This window comes from Flavobacterium sp. TMP13 (assembly GCF_050847115.1).
Classification (GTDB): Bacteria; Bacteroidota; Bacteroidia; order Flavobacteriales; family Flavobacteriaceae; genus Flavobacterium.
Map to the genome: position 1 here is coordinate 3707739 of NZ_CP193656.1, position 22688 is coordinate 3730426.

18 protein-coding genes are annotated in these 22688 nt (G+C 33.7%); 3 read left to right on the top strand and 15 right to left on the bottom strand.

The features are described 5' to 3' along the window. Nucleotides 1–11: 11 nt before the first annotated feature. From ACRASX_RS16020 to ACRASX_RS16030, 3 genes are all read right to left on the bottom strand, one after another. Nucleotides 12–1076: a tetratricopeptide repeat protein gene (locus tag ACRASX_RS16020; RefSeq protein WP_432221961.1), complete on the bottom strand. Its 1065-nt coding sequence runs from the start codon at nucleotides 1074–1076 to the stop codon at nucleotides 12–14. A 469-nt stretch (nucleotides 1077–1545) separates the two neighbouring features. After that, on the bottom strand, nucleotides 1546–1689 hold the full coding sequence (locus ACRASX_RS16025; RefSeq protein ID WP_197413378.1) for a hypothetical protein: 144 nt from the start codon (nucleotides 1687–1689) through the stop codon (nucleotides 1546–1548). A 51-nt stretch (nucleotides 1690–1740) separates the two neighbouring features. After that, nucleotides 1741–2325 (bottom strand): RNA polymerase sigma factor, encoded by a 585-nt coding sequence (locus tag ACRASX_RS16030; RefSeq protein ID WP_066307161.1) that lies wholly within the window; start codon nucleotides 2323–2325, stop codon nucleotides 1741–1743. Nucleotides 2326–2893: 568 nt separating this feature from the next. Between ACRASX_RS16030 and uvrA the strand changes: the two genes are divergently transcribed. Continuing rightward, a complete protein-coding gene (uvrA, locus tag ACRASX_RS16035) occupies nucleotides 2894–5686 on the top strand; it encodes an excinuclease ABC subunit UvrA (RefSeq protein WP_432221962.1) in 2793 nt (930 codons plus the stop codon). Nucleotides 5687–5706: 20 nt separating this feature from the next. Here the strand turns inward: uvrA and ACRASX_RS16040 are convergent, their stop codons facing one another. From ACRASX_RS16040 to ACRASX_RS16065, 6 genes are all read right to left on the bottom strand, one after another. After that, nucleotides 5707–6006 carry a hypothetical protein gene (locus tag ACRASX_RS16040; protein WP_066307168.1) on the bottom strand — a complete coding sequence of 100 codons (300 nt, stop codon included), beginning with the start codon at nucleotides 6004–6006 and terminating at the stop codon, nucleotides 5707–5709. A gap of 227 nt (nucleotides 6007–6233) precedes the next feature. Continuing rightward, nucleotides 6234–7883, bottom strand: a complete 1650-nt coding sequence (locus tag ACRASX_RS16045) for a mechanosensitive ion channel family protein (protein ID WP_432221963.1) — start codon at nucleotides 7881–7883, stop codon at nucleotides 6234–6236. A gap of 200 nt (nucleotides 7884–8083) precedes the next feature. Further along, on the bottom strand, nucleotides 8084–9556 hold the full coding sequence (locus tag ACRASX_RS16050; protein WP_066307171.1) for a polysaccharide biosynthesis C-terminal domain-containing protein: 1473 nt from the start codon (nucleotides 9554–9556) through the stop codon (nucleotides 8084–8086). A 35-nt stretch (nucleotides 9557–9591) separates the two neighbouring features. Continuing rightward, nucleotides 9592–10875, bottom strand: coding sequence for a glycosyltransferase family 4 protein (locus ACRASX_RS16055; RefSeq protein WP_432221964.1), 1284 nt, complete (start codon nucleotides 10873–10875; stop codon nucleotides 9592–9594). 2 nt (nucleotides 10876–10877) lie between these two features. Beyond that, nucleotides 10878–13313, bottom strand: coding sequence for a YfhO family protein (locus ACRASX_RS16060; RefSeq protein ID WP_432221965.1), 2436 nt, complete (start codon nucleotides 13311–13313; stop codon nucleotides 10878–10880). 49 nt (nucleotides 13314–13362) lie between these two features. Further along, complete coding sequence (locus ACRASX_RS16065; RefSeq protein ID WP_066307175.1) at nucleotides 13363–13662, bottom strand: DUF4834 family protein; 300 nt, start codon at nucleotides 13660–13662, stop codon at nucleotides 13363–13365. A 121-nt stretch (nucleotides 13663–13783) separates the two neighbouring features. Here ACRASX_RS16065 and ACRASX_RS16070 point away from each other — a divergent pair, with 121 nt between their 5' ends. Both ACRASX_RS16070 and ACRASX_RS16075 read left to right on the top strand, forming a co-directional pair. Continuing rightward, nucleotides 13784–14749, top strand: coding sequence for a transporter (locus tag ACRASX_RS16070; protein ID WP_432221966.1), 966 nt, complete (start codon nucleotides 13784–13786; stop codon nucleotides 14747–14749). A gap of 76 nt (nucleotides 14750–14825) precedes the next feature. Further along, nucleotides 14826–15944 carry a GTP cyclohydrolase gene (locus ACRASX_RS16075; protein WP_432221967.1) on the top strand — a complete coding sequence of 373 codons (1119 nt, stop codon included), beginning with the start codon at nucleotides 14826–14828 and terminating at the stop codon, nucleotides 15942–15944. Between the two features lie 54 nt (nucleotides 15945–15998). Here the strand turns inward: ACRASX_RS16075 and ACRASX_RS16080 are convergent, their stop codons facing one another. The 6 genes from ACRASX_RS16080 to nadB all read right to left on the bottom strand — a co-directional run bounded on the left by ACRASX_RS16080 (nucleotide 15999) and on the right by nadB (nucleotide 22683). Beyond that, on the bottom strand, nucleotides 15999–16475 hold the full coding sequence (locus ACRASX_RS16080; RefSeq protein WP_066307181.1) for a hypothetical protein: 477 nt from the start codon (nucleotides 16473–16475) through the stop codon (nucleotides 15999–16001). Between the two features lie 119 nt (nucleotides 16476–16594). Further along, the gene (locus ACRASX_RS16085; RefSeq protein WP_066307182.1) at nucleotides 16595–17857 is read right to left on the bottom strand and encodes an aminotransferase class I/II-fold pyridoxal phosphate-dependent enzyme; all 1263 of its coding nucleotides are present in this window, start codon (nucleotides 17855–17857) and stop codon (nucleotides 16595–16597) included. Nucleotides 17858–18119: 262 nt separating this feature from the next. Further along, nucleotides 18120–18839, bottom strand: coding sequence for an anaerobic ribonucleoside-triphosphate reductase activating protein (locus ACRASX_RS16090; protein ID WP_432221968.1), 720 nt, complete (start codon nucleotides 18837–18839; stop codon nucleotides 18120–18122). Next, a complete protein-coding gene (gene nrdD, locus ACRASX_RS16095; protein ID WP_157492604.1) occupies nucleotides 18793–18966 on the bottom strand; it encodes an anaerobic ribonucleoside-triphosphate reductase in 174 nt (57 codons plus the stop codon). Before nrdD ends, ACRASX_RS16090 begins: the two co-directional genes overlap by 47 nt. Then, nucleotides 18941–21055, bottom strand: coding sequence for a ribonucleoside triphosphate reductase (locus tag ACRASX_RS16100; RefSeq protein WP_432221969.1), 2115 nt, complete (start codon nucleotides 21053–21055; stop codon nucleotides 18941–18943). Before ACRASX_RS16100 ends, nrdD begins: the two co-directional genes overlap by 26 nt. 143 nt (nucleotides 21056–21198) lie before the next feature. Then, entirely contained in the window at nucleotides 21199–22683 is a 1485-nt protein-coding gene (gene nadB, locus ACRASX_RS16105; protein WP_432221970.1) for an L-aspartate oxidase, read from the bottom strand. Nucleotides 22684–22688: the final 5 nt, after the last annotated feature.

The following is a 22688-nucleotide window of genomic DNA, read 5'->3' on the forward strand; positions in this document are numbered from 1 at the left end:
CAGTTTGCTTTTTACAAACTTGCTTTCAGCGTATTATAATCTGCTGTCATGTCTAGTGATCGGTATACTCCTAGCAAAAATTTCGTAACCTCTTCGTTTTTTGGCTCAATAACTAATGCTTTTTTAAGGTAAGGAATGGTGCTTTTAACCAATTCGTCTTTCTTTGCATTTAATACATCGTATTCTTGCATTTCTTTTGCAGAATTACCCAAATTAGCCATTTCATCCATCAAAACTTTTTTGAGTTGTAATTTTGAGTAGGCCATGTTAATATAGCAGTCAATGCATTTAGGATTCAATCGAATAGATTCATCATAATACATTTGTGCTTTAGGATAATCGTTTCGTTCCAGATAAGCGTAAGCAAGGCTATACGTAACTTCGGCTTGCTTGCTTGGTGGAGATTCATTTCGAGGTTTTTCATATAATCCCGCCAGAATATTGGACTCTCTCGCGGCTAGCGAAATAAATGCACTCTCTTCTTTTGTTTTCTTATTAGTTGCGTAAAAAAGAACACCTTTTCCGGTATAGTTGATTTTTCTTAACTCATCGTAATACTTAATTGCAGAAGTAAAATCTTTACCTGTTAATGCTGCACCTGCCGCGTTTAACAGATTCAATGTATCCTTTTTATCAAACAAATAAACTTTGTAACTCTTCTCTGCGCTTTCATTAAATTTACCCTGCTTGTAATCTAACATCGCACCATCGACTAAAGTAGATTTCATCTCCTTCAGTGCAATATTTGCCTTAAAAGCATATTTATATTTTCGAGAATCATTTTCGTACAGAAGTACGTCTTGGTAAGCTCCTGATGCCAAGGCGAAATTTTCAGCTGCATCTATATTTTTACTCGCCAAATCTTTATAAATATTACCCTTTAAAAAATAAAAATCAGACTTTTCTTCAAGCGAAGCGTTTACAATCATGTAATCAATCTTTTTTACGATTGCCAAAGATTCTTTAAGATTTCCTTTATCGTAAAAAGATTGCGCTTCTTTAATTTGATCTTTCTGTGCATGTAAACCAACACCAATAAATAATAAAAGTAATAGTAGAGTAAAGTTTTTTTCCATTTCTAAGAGAGTTTGGTTGTTATAATATTTGGTTTTCTTCTAAAAGGTGTTCATTAAACATTCGTGTTAAGAAGACAATTCGCGATTGCTATATTTTAGATTTATTTATGATTCTATCACTGTAAAGAAAAATAGCCTTTTGTATAAAAATGTAATTTAATAGTACACTATTATTAATTAAATTCCGATTAAATCATCTAAATAGTTAATAAAAAGAGTAATTGATATTAATTAACGCAAAATCCAAATTAAATTAAAATTAAATAATTTTCACTTAAATCTTACAATTGTTAAAGTATTCGTTATATTTTTAACTAAAATAGAAATAATTATCCAATAACAAAAACCTTAATACAAAAAAAAAACTTACCGTATGTATTAGTAATACAAATAGTAAGTTCCTTTTCAACCAAATCGACCTTTTGGTTTTCTTAAAATGTCTTTAAAATCGAGCTACTCTAGAGAATTTTTAGTTCACTACGATCTCGAAATTTCTGCTTTCGACTTTCACAATTGTCAATGCTTTTGAATAATTAAGCAAGAAAGAGATTACTTCCTCTTTTGCCTTCAAATCTTTGTTAACTACTGTTTTTTTAGAGTAAATTTTTGCCATGCTATACAAACGTTTAATTTATATTATAACGTAACAGTAAGCGTATTAGTATTAGTTGGTCAAAATAATTTGATGTTTTTCGATTATCTTTCTAAGATTCATTAATGCGTAACGCATTCGACCTAAAGCAGTATTGATACTAACTCCTGTTAACTCTGAAATTTCCTTAAAGCTCATATCTTGATACATACGCATTACCAAAACCTCTTTTTGATCTTTTGGTAACTCTTCAACGAGTTTCTTTAAATCCAATTCGACCTGATCTAAAATCATTTGATTTTCGATAGTCAACGAATCGTCGGACATAATGGAGAAAATTGAAAATTCTTCGGTTTCGCGATACAAAGGCATTTTTTTATTCTTGCGATAATGATCTACGATCAAATTGTATGAAATACGCATAACCCAAGGTAAAAACTTACCTTCTTCATTATAAGAATTTCCCTTTAATGTTCGGATTACTTTGATGAAAGTATCTTGAAAAATATCGTTGGCAACATCTCTATCATTTACTTTTGAGTAGATAAAACCGAAAATCTTAGATTCGTGTCTTTTAATTAATGCTGTTAAAGCATTTTCGTCTCCGTCGACGTAATTTTTGACCAATAGACCGTCTGGAATGTGCAACTGAGCCATAATACTTACCTTTTAGTTGATTAAATTTGGGGATATTTCTAAAAAAGTAATTTTATGATATAGGCTCGTGATTTTTTAATTATTAAGTGCTCAAATTTAACACAATTATATTTTAAAACGCAAATTAATACACTTATAAAAGTATTAAAATTAAAAAAAAAAGCAGTCAGATACAATATATCGGAGATTTACCCGATTAGAAAACTCTTAAACATTAAAATTTAACAAAAAAAATCGGAAAATATTTCTAGTAAACTTGCCAATTTTTATTTCCTTCCGCATATCATTCTATCTAATATTGTAGTATAGAGTTAATTTTTAAACAACTTAATCTTTTCATCTAATCGATAAAAAGCTGGTAAATTTAAATTTAAAAAGGTTTAATTTTGGTTTTTTAAAATAAACCTATTCTAGCTAACTCTAAACAAGTGAAAGAGAGAGCTTAAATTTTAAGTATAATTGTGTTGCTTTTTCACTAGCATTTTAAGTTTATTTTAATAATTGTACACTTCTAAAGACCGACAAATCAGCCTAAAATTGCTTACTTTTACATAAATTGAAGAATTTTATGAAAGTTGACTTTTCTAAACTAGATCCCAGACAAAATATAATAATAAAAGGAGCGGAAGTACATAATCTAAAAAATGTAGATGTCGCCATACCCAGAAATAAACTAGTGGTTATCACTGGTCTTTCGGGCTCCGGAAAATCGAGTTTGGCATTTGATACTTTGTATGCCGAAGGACAGCGCCGTTATGTGGAAAGTTTATCCTCGTATGCACGTCAGTTTTTGGGTCGTTTAGACAAGCCAAAAGTCGAATATATAAAAGGAATTGCTCCTGCAATTGCGATTGAACAAAAAGTAAATACGACCAATGCGCGTTCTACAGTTGGAACATCAACAGAAATTTACGATTACGTCAAATTACTTTTTGCTCGAATTGGACGCACTTTTTCGCCAGTTTCTGGTAAAGAGGTAAAGAAGAATACAGTAACTGATGTGGTTAATGACGTTTCAAAATTTGAACTTGATAGTAAATGGTTGCTGCTTGCTCCTATTCATGTCGAGAAAGGGCGAAAATTAGACGAAAAATTAAAAGTTTTGTTGCAGCAAGGTTTTGCCCGAATTTTAATTGACAATGAAACCATTCGCTTGGATGATTTTTTAGCCAATCCAAAAATTAAAAAAAATCAAGAGCTGTTATTAATAGTAGATCGAATCGTTGTTAAAAACGAGGAGGAATTTTTTAATAGATTGGCGGATGCGGTACAAACTGCTTTTTTTGAGGGAAAAGGAATTTGCTATTTGCAAGAATTGAATGGTGCGCACAGACTTTCCTATTCAAATAATTTTGAGCTTGACGGAATTACTTTCTTAGAACCAAATGTTCATTTGTTTAGTTTTAATAATCCGTACGGAGCTTGTCCAAGTTGCGAAGGTTATGGAAATATTATCGGAATTGATGCCGATTTGGTTGTACCTAATACTTCTTTATCGATTTTTGAAAACGCAATTTATACATGGCGCGGCGAAAGTATGGGCTATTATCGCGATCAGTTGGTGAACAACGCATATAAATTTGATTTTCCCATTCACAAACCGTTTTTTGAATTAACGGACAGTCAAAAAGAATTAATTTGGACTGGAAATCAATATTTTGAAGGTTTAAATGATTTCTTCAGAGAATTGGAAGCCAAAAATTACAAAATTCAGAATCGTGTGATGCTTTCTCGCTATCGTGGTAAAACAAAATGTCACGTATGCAAAGGAAAACGACTTCGCGTGGAAGCTTCATATGTGAAAATAAATGAAAAAACTGTTTCTGACTTAGTGGATTTGCCAATACGTCATTTGGCAGATTTCTTTAAAAACATCACTTTAGATGAATACGAAAAGCAAATTGCCAAACGCTTACTGCTCGAAATTAACAATCGTCTGTCCTTTTTGACTGAAGTCGGTTTAGATTATTTGACTTTAAATAGAAATTCTTCAACGCTTTCTGGTGGAGAATCGCAGCGTATAAACTTAGCCACTTCTCTGGGAAGTAGTTTGGTAGGATCGATGTACATCTTGGATGAGCCAAGTATTGGTTTGCATCCCAAAGATTCTGAACGATTGATAAAAGTTTTGCTGTCATTACGGGATTTAGGAAACACCGTTATTGTGGTTGAACATGACGAAGACATTATGAAAGCTGCCGATATGATTATTGATATTGGTCCAGAAGCAGGAACATTGGGTGGTCATTTGGTCGCACAAGGCACTTATAAGGAAATATTAAAATCAGATTCATTAACAGCCAAATATTTGAATGGTGCTTTAGAAATTGCAGTTCCTAAAAAACGCAGATCATTTAAAAACTTTATCGAAATTGTTGGCGCAAGAGAAAACAATCTTAAAAACATCGATGTCATTTTTCCGTTGGACGTATTAACTGTTGTTACAGGCGTTTCTGGTAGTGGAAAAAGTACGTTGATCAAACGAATTTTATTTCCAGCGGTACAAAAGAAACTAGAATTGGCTTCGGAAAAACCAGGCCAATTTTCTGAAATAAAAGGTTCTTTTTCGCACATCAAGCATATTGAATACGTGGATCAAAATCCGATTGGCCGCAGTTCTCGTTCCAATCCTGTAACGTATATTAAAGCTTACGATGATATTAGAGATTTATATTCTAAAGAAAAGCTTTCTAAGATTCGGGGTTATTTGCCTAAACATTTTTCTTTTAACGTAGACGGCGGTCGTTGCGAAACCTGCAAAGGTGAAGGAACGATTAATGTTGAAATGGTTTTTATGGCCGACGTACAATTGCCATGTGAAACTTGTAATGGAAAACGTTTCAAAAAAGAAATTTTAGAAGTTGCTTTTGAGGGTAAAAACATCAATGACATTTTAACGATGACTATTGATGATGCCATTGATTTCTTCAAAACAAACAATCAAGCTAAGATTACTCAAAAATTACAACCTTTACAAGATGTTGGTTTGGGCTATGTACAATTGGGCCAATCATCGTCTACACTTTCTGGCGGTGAGGCACAACGCATAAAATTGGCTTCTTTCTTGGTTAAAGGAGCGACAAAAGAAAAAGCATTATTTGTATTTGACGAACCAACGACAGGATTACATTTTCATGATATTAAAAAATTATTAAAATCATTTGATGCATTAATCGAAAAAGGCCATTCGGTAATTGTGATAGAACACAATTTGGACTTGATAAAATGTGCCGATTATATTTTGGATTTAGGTCCAGAAGGCGGTGAAAATGGAGGGTACTTATTAGCTTCTGGAACGCCAGAAGAGATAGTAAAAGTAAAAAAGTCAGTTACGGCAAAATATTTGAAAGAGAAGTTATAAAAAAAAAATGTTTTGTTGCTCTAAGCGACAAAACATTTATCTTCAAAAGGAATACCTTCTTCGTCAATCGCTACTAAAATCTTTTTTGGTTTTGAATATTCTAAGGTAAGATACAACCAAGCAACTGACCAAAGACCTAAAGTGAAGATAAAAATAATGAAATTAAAACTGTGATCAATTACTCTTCCTCCTTTAGAAAGAACTGCAAAAAGTAATTCGTCATTGCGTTCCTCTAAAATAAAACCTTTATTAATTTTGTTAGAAATTAAATTAGAAAACAACTGTAAGTCATGTTCTTGTGTAAATTGGTGGCTTTGCATATTCGACGTTTTTTAGTTGTCAAAATTTTAAAAAGCATTAAAAATTCAACACAGCAAAAATACGCCAAAGTCCTACATATATCAATACCCACTTTTGGTGATATTTTGACTCAATATTTTTAAAGCTAACTCAAAAAAAAAATCATTAGTTCATAAAGGCTAAAAAAACTTATTTTAATAAATATTCTACAGTAAGTTATGCAAACATACAGGAACTTTTCTGCCCTTTATTTGATCTTACCCATATAACTACCGGGAATTGTACTTGCACTTCCGTCACGACTCGCCAGATAATGCGGCGACATAATTTCAATTCCAGCTTCGTTGCAACAATCTTGAATATTTTGATGCAGCGATGAATATATTAAAGGTTGCTTGTTTGGTTCTTTCGTAAAGGCATTAATTTGATAGCCAACATAAAAGTCATCTAACGCAGTTTGCAAAACGTACGGAAGCGGTGTCTTTTGAATAAAATCGGTTCGTGAAGCGGCTTCAACAAGCGCTTTATGGACCTCTTTCCAAGGTACGTCATAACCAATTGTAACAGTAGTGTGCACGACCAATCCAGGTGCATTAGCATGTGTATTGGCCGAATAATTAGTTGATGTACTAGATAAAACCGTCGCATTGGGTATCGTTATATCTTCCATTTTACCGGTTCGTACTCGAGTCACCAGGGCCGTCTTTTCAATTACTTCTCCACTGACATCTCCGATTTTAATAAAGTCTCCAATTTTGAAAGGTCGCATGTAAGTGATCACTAAACCTGCTACCATATTTGCGATAGCATTTGAAGATCCTAAAGAAAATAAAATACCAACAAATACCGAAACTCCTTTAAAAATATTAGAATCTGATCCTGGTAATTTCGGAAATATAAGCACGACCATAAAGGCGTACAATAATAGTTTCACAATATTAAATGTAGGTGCAGCCCAATCACTATAAAAACCATCAATGTGTATGTTCTCGCGTTTTATTTCATCCACAAAAAACTTTAAAACCTTAATAGCATATTTAAATATTACAACAATAACAATAATGGAAAACAAGTTAGGAAGAAACCCAACAAATCCCATAAAGACAGATTTAGCTGGAGTAAAAATCCAATTTAATAACGTATCAGCATAACCTTCGGTAGTAGGAAAAAAGCTAAATAATAAAGGGAGTGATAAATAAACGATTAGTATAAAAACAAGTACTTTAATCACACTTACAATTCGAATAACTACAAATTGTTGTCTTTCAGGAGACAAAATTTCAATTGTTTTGAAACGAAGTCCTGAGAAATATTTGGCGTTTTTTACTAATAAAAAATTCTTGAGTTTACCGAATATTTTATTGGTAAGATACAGCAGTAATAAAATTAAAAACAAGACCAAAAAAGTAAGTCCGATGCGCTTTAAAATGACTAATGTTGAGTGATTTAGTTTTTCTTTAACTACGGCTTTCGAGATTATTTTAAGATTTCGCTGCGCAATTTTCGCTACGGTCGCATCTGCATTGATCGTATCTACACTTAAAACAGACATAAGAACAGTATTGCTTTTATAAACAATATCTTCTCCAAATTCTGAATTGGCTATTTTTATCGAATCGGCAACAAAATAATCGTCATCGTATAACAATCTAATTTTTTCAGAAATTAATTTAGCTCGATTCTCAGCAGAAAAAGAACCTACCCTGTGATTGATATAAAAAAGCGTATCCCTAAACGGAGCAACCGGAAAACCTCTTAAAACAGTATTCTCAATTGAATCTTGTTTAAGTTTTACAAGCGCATCAACTTTCGACTTAGTTGAGGCCTTTTGAGCAAAGCTATTTTGAGAAAGCAAAAATGGTACTACTAGTAAAAAAAAAATAATTTTACTTTTCATTATCAATAGTTATTTTCAGGTTGAACGCAAATATATTCAAAATCTGATTGTAAAAAATAAATTTGGAATTTTAAAAATTGCCAAGACTTAGAGTAACAACCAAACCATTAAATTACGCTATGATTCAATAGATATTAAATCATTATAATTTTCTAAAGAGGAAACCAGTAGCAAAAAGTATATTATTTGACTTGAAATAATTAACGTGCTTTAGGAAGTATCTTTTTTATTAAATTATCAATTACTTGATTAATTTCGATTGAAATTACAAACCGATAGTTCAGATAGACATAAGCGACAGTCACCAAAGCCGATTTTAAGCAAATGCCGATAATGGGATGTACGGGAAATTCCCAAAAATAAAAAGCCAAAAACAACGCTGCTGTAAGTACAAGCGATTCGACTGTTTGTTTAGTAAAAGGGTATAAATGCATGCGTTTGACCACAAAAATTAACTTAGCTAAGCTATACAAAGTAATCGAGATTAAGGTCGCAAATGCCGCGCCGAAGATTCCGTAGCGTGGTATAAAGATCATATTTAATACAAAGGTAGTCACGACCAGCGCTAAACCTAAAAATAAAACCATGCGATAATACTTGGAATTGAAAATAATGGCATTGTTGTTACCTAATATCAAATCAAAATACTTTGACAGTCCAATCATAAAAACCACTGAAATTCCGCCACTGTATTCTTTAGGAACCAACTCGTACAGCTGATCGATATTTACAAAAATACACAGCATCACAAAGCCTCCTACCATTTGCAGGTTTATAGATGTTTTTTTGTACAAATTATTCAATTCATCGTATTTATCATCATGCATTAATTTAGCCGTAATAGGATATACAATTTGATGCATAGCACGACTAGGCACCGAAATAACCAAGGCAATATAAGTGGCAACCGAATAATAAGCGATATTTTCGATCACCATATATTGATTCAGCATTAATTTATCTCCATCCAAAAGTAAGTTGGCAACACTACCCGAAAGAATAATAAAGAAAGTATACACTAAAACATCTTTTACATTTTTAGGAATCGAAAATTGAAAATGCGGTCTTTTTACATAAAAAGCATACACCATAGTCAAAATAAATGCTACGAAATAAATACCAGCCGTTACATATACAAATTGCACTAAAGTAATCCAGTTTAAATATAAACCAACTAAGGCAATGGAAGACAAAAAACGCAAGCCCACTTCTTTAATAAAATTACCAAAAACCGAATGCATGTGCACGCGCGCCCAGGCGTAAAAAATTTCGAAATAAGCCATGCACAATCCCGTAAACGGAATTAATAAGATAAACTCTTGAACGACAGGATTTTTCTTCGTTACAAAAACAGTAATGTCATCGTAAAAAAGAAAACCAATAATTAATAAGGGAATACAAAGCAGTAATGGAAACAAAACGGTAAATGACAAAAACTGGTTTCTTTCGTGTTCGGTCTTGTATTGAGTGTAAAATTTTACTAATGTATTTTGCATCCCAATCGCAAACAAAGGCATAATTACGTTTGCTGCCGAAAGTATATAATTGGTAACTGCGTAGTAAGTAGCTCCCAAAAAAACAGGATATAAATACAACGTATTAATGCCACCAATAGCAAACCCAATGTATGTAATTATTGTATTTTTAAAAGACTGATTGAGTACGATTCCCATGGAAAGAATTGTGATTTATAAATTTAAAACGGTATTTATAGTATTAAATCCGCTAATTTCTTGGTTAAATTTTTACGAGAATATTGTTGTAAACCGACTCCATACGACTGTAATTTCCCTTCTAAGAACTGGTTGTAGTGCGATAAAATCAAACCTTTTAATCGTTCTTTTTCGGAATAATTAAAAAATACGCCAGTGTTCGTTGTAGTAATAATTTCGGCAAAGTCAGAACCGATCGGTCCAATGGCTATTATCGGACGATTCGAAACCATATACTCAAATAATTTACCTGGAATGATGCTTTTGGTATCTTCAGAGTCAATTTCGATGAGTAGTAAAACTTGTGATCTTTTTTGATGTGCGATGGCTTCATTGTGCGAAACGTACCCAAGATTATTCAAATACACATCTAAATTATAGTGAGATATAGTCTCTAAAACTTCTTGGCTGACTGCACCAATTAATTTCAGTTCCAAATGATTTTTAAAGTCTTCAATTTCGTGAAGCAATTCAGATACACTTTCCCATAATAATTTCGGATTTCTTTCTGATAAAAAAGAACCAATATGCGCTAAAGAAAATTTGGTGTCTAAAATTTGTGTCGCCACGTTCTCATTGTCATAACCATTTGTAATTACTTTAATAGGCTTAGCTGTAAGTTTTTCAAACTCTGTTTTTGTCGTTTTACTAGTTACTATAATACTATCAGCACTATTTAAAACTTGATGTTCTAATTTTTTATGCTTTTTTGAAGCATAATTAGAGAGTCGAAGTGATTTATGATAGCCGATCGTAGTCCAAGGATCACGAAAATCTGCGAGCCACTTTACCCCTAATTTTTGCTTCAATTCTAAGCCAATTAAATGCAAACTGTGCGGTGGTCCCGAAGTCACAATCGTATCAATTTCGTTTTCTATAATGTAATTTTCTAGGTAATTAACCGATGGCTTAACCCATAAAACACGCGCATCTGGAATAAAAATATTGCCACGAATCCACAGAAATGTTTTATCTAAAAAAGATTGCTTTTTTTGATTCGGAATAATTCCAGAAGCTATCTTTTTTGTTTTATTTTTTGAGAATACTGAAGCCAATTGGTAAGGCTCCAGTATTTTATTTTTTAAGACAATTGCTTTATCTGAAATTTCGGCAAGTAAACCTTCATCTATAATTGGATAAGTAGGATTTTCAGGAACGTAAACAATTGGCTGAATACCAAAATCAGGTAAATATTTTACAAATTTCAGCCAGCGCTGAACACCTGGTCCACCTGAAGGCGGAAAATAATACGTAATTATTAAAAGTTTTTTAGGTTCCAAATTTAAGATTTTAAACCTTTTTTTCTATTCCAATATATTCCTCCTACTAATAACAGTAACATACCGATTGAACTAATTAATGCAATTGTTCCTCCCGTTTTTATGACTTGAGGTTCAAATTTAAATTCGATCGTATGCTTTCCTCCCGGAACTTCCATTGCTCTTAACACGTAATCCACAGGGAAATGTTCGGTTAATGTTCCATCAACATAGGCGTTCCATCCATTCTCATAATATATTTCAGAAAAAACAGCAATACCATCATTCAAATTATCTGATTGATATTTTAAGTAATTCGGTTTATAATCTTGTAACGTAATTGTTCCTCGTGTATCCCACTTTTTACGTAAACGGGCATCGGTAAACTTAGAACCATAATCTTGAACATTAAATACAGCAATAGTTTTTGTATCTATATTTCGCAATTGTTGCATTTCGTCATCTGGAGATGTAACTATTTTAATGCTCTCAACGAACCAAGCGTTACCATTTGCGTCCGGATTTACAGTTGGAAACTCTTTTCCTTCTTTATCCGTTTGAATAATATACTTTACATTCAACATATCCAACACTTCCATATTGTTTTGAGCAATTTGGTAGTCAAATAATTGTTGCATTTTTCTAGGTTTTGCGGCATGATATCCTCCAATAGATTTATGGAAAAATGAAGCGCGCGCACTCGAAAAATTACCATTTACTTCAAATACTCTGTAATGCGAAGGATCTTGCAAAATTTGAACATCAGACTGTGTTTCTTGAAAAGGATTTTCAATTTCGCGTGCAGAAACGAAGTCTTTAGCAGAAACATATTTTTTATCTACAAAAAACAAATCGAAAATCATAAAAATACTTACAATTATAAGCGTTGTTTTTTGACTTAATTTACCTTTAATAAAAAACCAAAATGCGGCAAAAACTACAAGAATAAAAAATCCTGAACGAAGCAAATCGGCAGAATACATTGTCTTTCGATCTTCTTTTAAAGCATCGACAAACCCAGGGCCGTAACTTTGTAAATAATAACCGTCGCTCGCTCCTGCAAAATTAAACATACTTTTAGAAACTAGTAAAATCAATAAGATTCCGAACGATACCGCAGCGGTTTCTAGCAAACCTTTTTGCGCTTTTTTGGAATTGATTTCTTTAAAATTGAAAAAAGATTGCAATCCCATAATAGCTAAAACAGGCACGCACAATTCAAGTAAAACCTGAATTGAAGAAACGGCTCTAAACTTATCATACATTGGAACAAAATCAATAAAGAAGTCGGTTAAAAACGCAAAGTTTTTACCCCAAGAAAGTAATAGTGAAATTACTGCTCCCGACAAGAATACATATTTAATTTTTCGATCGTCAAGAAAAAGAGCTAAAACAGCGAGAAAGAAAACTACAATTCCGATATAAGCTGGAGCAGCGACAATCGGCTGATCTCCCCAGTACGAAGGCACGCCAGAAACGAAATCCTGTGCTTGATTTGATGGTACACCTTGCTGCACCATAAACTCGTACATTTTACTATCGGTTCCCACATTTTCATGATTCGATCCACCAAAAATACGCGGCGCGATAAGGTTTAAACTTTCCGTAATTCCGTAACTGTATTCAGTTATATAGTCGCGACTTAAGGCGCTATTTTCAGTAATTCTTGAGCCGTCAGGATTAATTTTTAACTCCCCTTTTCCACGAGTACTAAATGCTGCATATTCTGAAGTTGCCATTAAATTGGTAGCATTAGAGCCTATAGCAAAAACAGCAGCTATTGCAAAAGTTCCAAAAGCAAAACCTAATGATTTTAAGTCTTTTTCTTTAATTCTTCCGTAAATAAAATAAATAGAAAGAACGATTAAAAAGATCAGTAAATAATAGGTCATCTGAAAGTGGTTGGCGTTTATTTCTAAGGCTGCGGCAAACATCGTTAGCAAACCACCGACAATAAATCTGCGTTGATAAACCATAATACAACCGGCAACCACAAGTGGCATGTAGGCAATAGCGTGCGCTTTGGCATTATGCCCAACACCCAGTATAATAATTAAATAAGTAGAAAACCCAAAAGCCAAGGCACCAATAAATCCCTTTAATGGATCTACTTTTAGCACTAATAGCAAACCATAAAAACCTAAGAAATAAAGAAATAAATAGTCAGCAGGTCGTGGTAAAAAACGCAAAGCGTCGTCTAAATGACCAATGTAATCGTGTGGATATTTCGCGCCCAATTGGTAAGTTGGCATTCCGCCAAAAGCTGAGTTTGTCCAATAAGGTTCCGTATGCTCTTGAGCCCTAAAATCGTTTTGCTCCTTAGCCATTCCGATATATTGAGCAATATCCGACTGAAAAATTTGTTTTCCTTGTAAAACAGGATAAAAATATATTAAAGAAACAAGCACAAAACCTACTATTACTAGGGCGTGCGGATAAAATTTATTTACTATTTTCAAAGTAGTTGGGTTTGGTTTTAAGATGATTTTTCGCTTATAAAAAGCAAATCTAATCTATTTCTTCGTAATCAACATATTCACCGACTTTTTTGGTTTCGTGCGGGTATTTAGAATTGGCTGTTTTAGAAATAACTTCGTCTTTACTACTTTGTTTTTTTTGCCATGAATTGTCCTGACGGTATTGCTGAGAATACTGTTGTTGCTGTTGTTGAAAATTCTCCGTGGCTTTGTTAACGACTTTTTTCATAACAATGGGAAAAAGCAATTTAAAAACAAATTTAAAGATGTAATAAAAGGCCACAATGTAAAAAATTGATCGTATAAGTCCTGAAAAAGATGCTTCTTGCATAACTATAAAATTTTTTCAAAATTAGTGAATCCGTTGGTTAAAATTAACAAATCCATCTTAAATAAATAATAAAATAAGTACATTTGAAATACGTTATAGCTTTATCCAAATAAAAAAAAATATGAATTTAATTAAACAGGTTCTCTCTACCGGAATTTTACTTTTACCTCAACTTTTTTTCGCTCAATATACTGATGTAATCAACTCAAATCGCCCGGGCGAAACTATGTCTGCATTTGCAGTTGGAAAAACAGTAATCCAGGCAGAAACAGGAATTTATGGTATTCAAGAAAAACACGATTTACTGCATACGGATGCATCGGGTTTTGGTATGGATTTAACTTTACGTTATGGCGCATTTTTAGAAAAACTAGAGTTTATTGTAGATTTGCAGTATCAAATGCAAAACGTAACTGCTCCTTACACTACTTACGAAAAAAATGACTTCAAACAAACTAACTTAGGCGCTAAGTATTTGCTTTACGATCCATTTAAAAATTACGACAAAAAGATCAATATTTATAGTTGGGATGCGAATCAAGGATTTAATTGGCATCAATTAATTCCCGCGGTTTCTGTGTTTGCAGGTGCTAATTTTGTTTTTAAAGGAAATCCATATGCTTTTACTCCAAAAACAAGCATTTCGCCTAAAGCCATGCTAATTACTCAACATCATTTTGGTGGTAAATGGGTATTTGTTACAAACGTTATTGCCGACTATATAACTACCGATTATCCAAGTTATGGATACGTACTTACTTTAACGCGCGGATTTAATGACAAATGGTCGGGTTTTGTTGAAAATCAAGGTTACAAAAGTGATTTTTACAGCGACGCTCTTCTTCGTGGTGGTGCAGCTTATTTGATTGGAAAGAATATGCAAATCGATGCTTCTTTAACTACTAACTTTAAAAACACTCCTTCTGTTTTGTACGGCGGAATTGGTTTTTCATGGCGTTACGATGGAAGATATGAAGAAGTACACACCATGACTTTTGAAAAAGAAAGTATAAAGAAAAGTAAAAAAGGAAAAAAAGAAGTCGATTCCCAAGAAGTTGAACGCGTACGTAAAGGAAAATACGAATAATAATTAATTGATTTTTACTATTATTTACTGAACTTGCACGATAATAATCTTCAAAAAATACCAAATAAAAAGTTGTATGATTACAATAAAAGAGGCTAAAACCAAGAAAGAACTTACCGAATCAATCAAATTTAGTTTTGAGTTGTACAAGAACAATCCTTATTGGATTCCACCTCTTATTGCAGATGAATTGGAAGGTTTTGATAAAACAAAAAATCCAGCATTTGAAAATGCAGAAGCTTATTTTTATGTCGCTTATAAGAATGGAAAGATGGCAGGAAGAATAACGGCCATTATTAACTGGTCTGAAGTCAAAAACCAAGGTAAGAATAAAGTCCGTTTTGGATGGTTTGATGTCATCGACGATATTGAAGTGACTAAAGCATTGCTTGAAAAAGTATATGAGTTGGGACAAAAAAACAATATGGACCATGTTGAAGGTCCGATGGGATTTTCAAATTTGGACAAAGTTGGTTTGCTGACCAAAGGTTTTGATGAAATGGGAACCATGATTACGTGGTATAATTTTCCTTATTATGTTACTCATTTAGAACAATTGGGTTTTGCTGTTGAAAAAGAGTTTATCGAAAGTACATTTCCTTTTTCGAATGTAAAACCAGAATTTTTTATGAAAGCGACTCGCATTATTAAAGAACGCTTTGGTTTGCGATCGATCAGTTTTACTTCGACTAAAGAAGTTATGGAACGTGTTGACGAAATGTTTGATCTTTTTAATACATCTTACGAGAAATTAGCTTCGTTCGTTGCTGTCTCTGATACGCAAAAGGCTTATTTCAAGAAAAAATACATCAATTTAATTAATCCCGAATACATTAAATTTGTTGTAGATAAAAATGAGAAATTAGTCGCTTTTAGTATTGTAATGCCAAGTCTATCTCAAGCCTTAAAGAAAGCCAATGGTAAATTATTCCCTTTTGGTTTTATACATTTGTTACGTGCTAAAAAACACAGTAAAGATGTTCTTTTTTATCTTATCGGAGTTGCACCAGAATACCAAAATAAAGGTGTTACTGCTTTAATATTTGAAGAGTATTACAAAACTTTTACAGAAAAAGGAATTGAGACTTGTATTAGAACGCCCGAATTACTTGAGAATAATGCCATTCATTTGTTATGGAAAAATTTTGATCCGCGATTGCATTGCGAAAGAAAAACCTATCGAAAAGAATTATAATTATAAAAAAAAATCCAATCAGTTACGATTGGATTTTTTTTATGGTTTCTTAATTTATTCTTTACAATCAATTTTATTGTAAATAACATTTCCGTCAAATTTAATTTTGCTTTTATCTTTAAAAACTACTTTATCGTTCGCTTCTACAACATCACCATATCCTTCAATATACGTGGTAGCATCTTTTTTAAGAAAAGCTAATTCTCTAACCGAAGTTTTCCCTTCTGATTGATAATTGTACTCTGCAAAAATCGTATCTCCCTTTACATTTCCTAAGATGGTACCAAAGCTTTTATCTTTTTGATAATAGGAGTAATTTAATTCTCCTTTAAATTCATTTATACTATTTACATCTACAGTTAGTGTAATGGTATCCTTGTCAACTATAGCTTGATAACATTCTTTAACAGGCGTCTCCATTGGCGCTTCTACTTCCAAAGGTGGAACAACTACTTGGTCTTTATTGTTTTTTACACACGAAGAAAGTACGGCAATTAAAAGGATATTACTTAAGATATAGATTGATTTCATAATTCTGGTTTTACTGGTTTATATCGTGTAAAGTTATTTTAAAACAAAAAAAATCCATTCATATAACGAATGGATTTTCTTATATAATTCCCATAATGAGAATTTAGTGCTTTATTGAACTATGCGTCCAAATCTACTTTAGTTTTACTTGCAATTTCTTTGTACGTTCCGTTTTCTAATTTTTCACGAATCGCTTCAAAAGCAGTTAATGTCTGATCAATATCAGCCAACGTATGCGGTGCAGTTGGAATAACACGTAATAAAATCATTCCTTTTGGAATAACTGGATAAATTACAATCGATAAGAAGATACCGTAGTTCTCTCTTAAATCGTTTACCATAACCATTGCTTCTGGCACACTTCCTTCAAGATATACTGGCGTAACACAGGTGTTTGTATCTCCAATATTAAAGCCTTTACTTCTCAATCCAGATTGCAGTGCGTTTACATTTTCCCATAATTTATCTTTCAATCCTGGGTTGTCACGTAAGAGTTGTAAACGTTTTAACGACCCAATAGTTTGAATCATTGGTAATGCTTTTGCAAACATTTGAGAACGTAAATTGTACTTTAAATAATCAATTATATCTTGATCTGCAGCTACAAATGCGCCGATATTTGCCATCGATTTTGCAAATGTAGAAAAGTAAACATCTATTCCATCTTGGCAACCTTGCTCCTCACCTGCTCCAGCTCCTGTTTTACCTAGTGTACCAAAGCCGTGCGCATCGTCTACCAACAAACGGAAATTGTATTTCTCTTTCATGGCAACAATCTCTTTCAACTTTCCTTGTTGACCACGCATTCCAAAAACACCTTCAGTAATGAATAAAATTCCTCCTCCAGTTTCTGTAGCTATTTTAGTGGCACGTTGCAAGTTTTTCTCCATGCTCTCGATATCGTTATGACGATAGGTAAAACGTTTCCCCATGTGCAAACGAACCCCATCAATAATACAAGCATGACCATCAACATCATATACAATTACGTCATTTTTAGTCACCAAAGCATCAATAATAGATACCATTCCTTGGTAACCGAAGTTCAATAAGTAAGCCGCTTCTTTTTGTACAAACTGAGCCAGCTCATTTTCTAATTGTTCATGGTATTTAGTATGTCCACTCATCATGCGCGCTCCCATTGGGGCAGCTGCTCCGTATTCTAATGCTGCTTCTGCATCTATTTTACGCACTTCTGGATGGTTTGCAAGACCCAAATAGTCATTCAAACTCCAGTTTAAAACTTCTTTTCCTTGAAATTTCATTCTCGGACCTAATTCCCCTTCTAATTTTGGAAAAACAAAATAACCTTCTGCTTGAGAAGCCCATTTTCCTAAAGGACCTTTATTGTTTTGGATTCTTTCGAATAAATCTTTTACCATAATTTGTGGTGTATTGTTATGTTTTAACAGCGTGCAAAATTAAGGATTATTATCTAAAAATACAGATTGGCTCTTACTTTTATTTAGAAAAATCCTAAAAAACCGCCATTAGCTGAGGATACTTTAGCTTTATAGTTCAATTTGTTAGCTGTTTAAATGCTTTTAGAATTATAAAACTGAGATTTAACGTACACGACAGATAAATAACATCATCTTTTAAATGATTTGAACACCCAAGTAGCTTCCAAATAAATTTCAGGAACTACGTTTCTCTAAATTCCACTTTTATTTTTTCTCGGTTCCAATCTTTATTTACATTGGTGCGAACAGAAAGCGGCAGATTGCCCAAAGTAGCTACATTATTAACAAAATGTTGAATGTAAAATGTACCTTCATATTGATTTTTTTCTACATAATCGAGCATTAGCGCTAATTCTACGTCATCAATTAAATCTGAGTGTAAAGTGGTTCGGACTTCAAATTGAATGGTGCTACACAACAATAAACGAAAAGATTCTTCGAAAACAGCAAAAAGATCTGATTTTGTCACCTTCTGAAATTTTTCTGCTAAAGCTTTAAAATCCAAAGCAACGTAATCAATTAAATTTTCATTGATTAATTGCCGAAGTACTTTTGGATTAGAGCCGTTGGTGTCTATTTTTACAGCAAATCCCAAGTCTTTTATTTGTTTGATAAAAGGAATCAAGTTTTTATGCAAACTGCATTCACCTCCGCTTAAAACGACTGCATCGAGTAATCCTTTTCTTTTTTCTAAAAATGACAAGACGGTATCAAAAGAAATTTTGCCTTTTCCCAATACAATTTCAGGATTGTAGCAATACAAGCATCGCATATTACAGCCTGCAAACCAAAGAATGCAAGCTGATTTATGCGGATAGTCTAATAAAGTAAAAGGCGTAATGCTAAAGATTGCTTTAGCTGCATTTTCTTTCTGTGAAATGTGTGCGTTGTTTGTGTTCACCTTTTTTTCCAATATTAAAACTTTCAACCGGTCTGTGATAGCCCATTACTCTTGTGTAAACCAAACATTTAGTTCTCAAACTTTGGTTTTTTTCTAAAATCTCAATTGTGTAATTCATATGTTTCATTTTTAAGGTTTTGTATTACGATATCATCGCACTTTGGACAATATTCATGTTCGCCATTTAAATAACCATGCACTGGACAAACACTAAAAACGGGCGTTACGGTGATGTAAGGCAACTTGAAATTGGTCAATACTTTTTTAACAAATTGCTTGCACGCTTCTGAGGAACTTATTTTTTCATTCATATATAAATGCAAAACAGTTCCGCCAGTATAAAGACATTGTAATTTATCCTGCATTAATAAAGCTTCAAAAGGATCTTCGGTAAAATTGACTGGAATTTGAGAACTGTTGGTGTAATAAATATTCTCTCCCTGGCCAGCTTGTAATATCTCTGGATATCTTTTTTTGTCTTCTTTAGCAAAGCGGTACGTAGTTCCTTCGGCTGGTGTGGCTTCTAGATTGTATAAATTACCTGTTTCTTCTTGGTATTCCTTCATTCTAGTTCGAATGTATTCGAGAATTTCCATCGAAAAATCGGTTCCAAAATCGGAAGTAATATCTTGAGAATCATTCCTGAAATTGCGAATCATTTCGTTCATGCCGTTAACACCAATAGTAGAAAAATGGTTTTTGAAATGAGGCAAATATCTTTTGGTATAAGGATACAAACCACGGTCGTACATTTCTTGAATAAATACGCGTTTTTTCTCTAAAGTCGACTGCGCCAAGTCCATTAACTTGTCTAGTTGCTGGTATAGCGCTTCTTTATCTCCTTTAAAAAGATACCCCAATCTGGCCATATTGATGGTTACTACACCAATGCTACCCGTCATTTCGGCACTTCCAAAAAGACCATTTCCTCTCTTTAATAATTCTCGCAAATCCAGTTGCAGTCGACAACACATACTGCGCACTGCATTGGGTTTGTACGCATTGGGGTTCTCCACTTTATTTCCGCTCTCGTCTGTCAAATACTGACTTCCTATAAAGTTTTGAAAATAAGACGATCCAATTTTAGCGGTATTTTCAAAAAGCAAGTCGGTATTTTCGCCATCCCAGTCAAAATCTTCAGTGATATTTACAGTCGGGATCGGAAAAGTAAACGGTTGGCCGTTCGCATCTCCTTCGGTCATTACCGTGTAATAGGCTTTATTAATCAAATTCATTTCTTCTTGAAAATGCTCGTATCGCATTTCGATCAACGAGGAAACGCCGCGTTCTTTAGCTTTAGATAAAGTGATTTCGTCATTGCTATGTAAAAACAAATGTTGGTCTTTTTTTGTTGGAATCTGTTCTTTTAAATCCTCGGGAACCACCCAATCTAAAGTGATATTGGTAAATGGGGATTGTCCCCAGCGTGCGGGAACATTCAAATTATAAACAAAACCTCGCACTGCTTTTAAAACGGCATCAAAAGAGAGGTTGTCTTTAAAAACATAGGGAGCCAAATAGGTATCAAACGAACTGAATGCCTGCGCTCCCGCCCATTCGCTTTGCAAAATTCCTAGAAAATTTGCCATTTGTCCGAGCGCTTCTCTAAAATGAGAAGGCGCTCTGCTTTCTACTCGACCACGAACGCCATTAAAACCATCATTTAAAAGTACGCGAAGACTCCAACCTGCGCAATATCCTGTCAGACAATCTAAATCGTGGACGTGCAGATCACCGTTGCGATGTGCGTAGCCTTCTTCTTTACTATATACTTTATCCAACCAGTAATTGGCTATAATTTTTCCGGCTACATTATTCACCAAGCCAGCATTTGAATAGGAGGTATTGGCATTGGCATTGATCCGCCAATCGGTCTGATTGATGTACTCTTCTATGGTTTGTGTACTATCTACATACGTCGTGTCATCATTTAATCCGCCCACATGTTCGCGTTGCATCTTTCGGGTATGTCGGTACAGCATAAAGGATCGCATTACGTCAAAATAACCCTTATCCAATAAGGTTTGATAAATACAGTCCTGAATATCTTCGACCGCACAAATTTCTTTGGAGTCAAATGAGACGATTACGTTCTCAAAAACACTGATATCAAATGGTATTCCGACACTATCAAAACTTTTTTTAATCGCTACTTTTATCTTATAATCCTCAAAAAGAACATATTTCCCATTTCTTTTAATAATCAACTTTTCCATAGTATCGGTATTTAATGATTTCCTTTTTCTGACCAAAAGGCAGAATTTATTCATTTTATAGTCTTAAAACTTTAATGCCCTTTAAATAAAAGATAAAATTATCCTTTATTGTAAGGCGCTTTTACTTCGCTTTCTTCTTTTATTTAAACAGCTTGCTTAAGCATTAGCTGCGCTACCAATAACATGTTTTTATATTCTATTACTGGAGTGCTAACTGCATGCATCGTAAAGTCCCTCACAAATTGATCGTGTAATTTTTTTAGTTCGTCGATCGTGTTTTGCTTGTAAAGATCCTGGTTCCAATAAAAAGTATTCATGATGTTTTGCAATTGGGTTTTTAAGCTATTTATTACTGCTGTATCTACTTCATCATAATGATAATAGGAGTTAGCAAGTGTTGCTAGGTAGTCAATTGAAGCTATTTTAGCAGCAACATCATTCGCCGCTTGCTTCGCATAAACGAGTGCCTCGAGCAACGAGTTAGACGCCAATCTGTTTTTACCGTGCAAGCCAGTTCGCGCACATTCGCCGTTGGCATATAAATTTTCAATACTCGTTTTACCGTCTTTATCGACGGTGATTCCGCCACATTGATAATGAGCAGCTGGCACAATTGGTAATAAATCTTTTGTAGGATCCAAACCAATTGTTTTACAATAATTTGTAATAGAAGGGAAATGTTTTAAAAACTGATTTTCATCCAAGTGGCGACAATCTAAAAACACATTTGCTCTTCCCGATTTAATCAATTCTGAACCTATGGCATTAGAAACAATATCTCTTGTTGCCAGTTCCCCTCTAGAATCATATTCGAATAAAAAACGTTCTTCTTGATGGTTAACAATGTAGGCGCCATAACCACGAACAGCCTCCGAAATTAAAAAAGAAGGGTTTCTTTTGGGCTCGTATAAAGCCGTTGGATGAAACTGATAATAATTTAACTCCTTTATTGTAGCACCGACTCTATTTGCAATAGCGACACCATCTCCTGTCGCAATTTCTGGATTGGTTGTGTTTTTAAAAATCTGACCCGATCCACCTGAACAAATCATTGTTACTTTTGATTGTATGGCATCAATATGTTTGCTTTTTAAATTCAGATAATAGGCACCAACACAAACTGTACTAGTTTCTCGCTTTTCAACAATTAGATCGATTATAGTATAGTGAGTAGCAATTGTAATATTTGTATATTGACTCACCGATTTCAGCAAAACGGATTCTAATTCTTTTCCAGTACAGTCTTTATGATGCAAGATTCGGTTTCTAGAATGACCTCCTTCCAAACCCAAATCATATTTACCCGATGAATTCGTATCAAAGTTGGCTCCCATTTCAATAATTTCTCGAATGCGATCTGGCGCTTGTCTCACCACCATTTCGACTACAGCTGGATCGCAAAGTCCACCGCCCGCATTGATTGTGTCAGTAATATGTTGTTCAAAATTATCTGATTCCAAATTCATCACTGCCGCAATTCCGCCTTGAGCGTAACGTGTATTTGTTTCTTCGGCACTAGATTTTGTTACAATTGTAATCTTTAAATTTGCATTATTTTTAGCGAGGTTTACCGCAAAGGATAAACCTGCAACACCTGATCCAATCACTAAAACATCTGTTTGCTTCATAACAC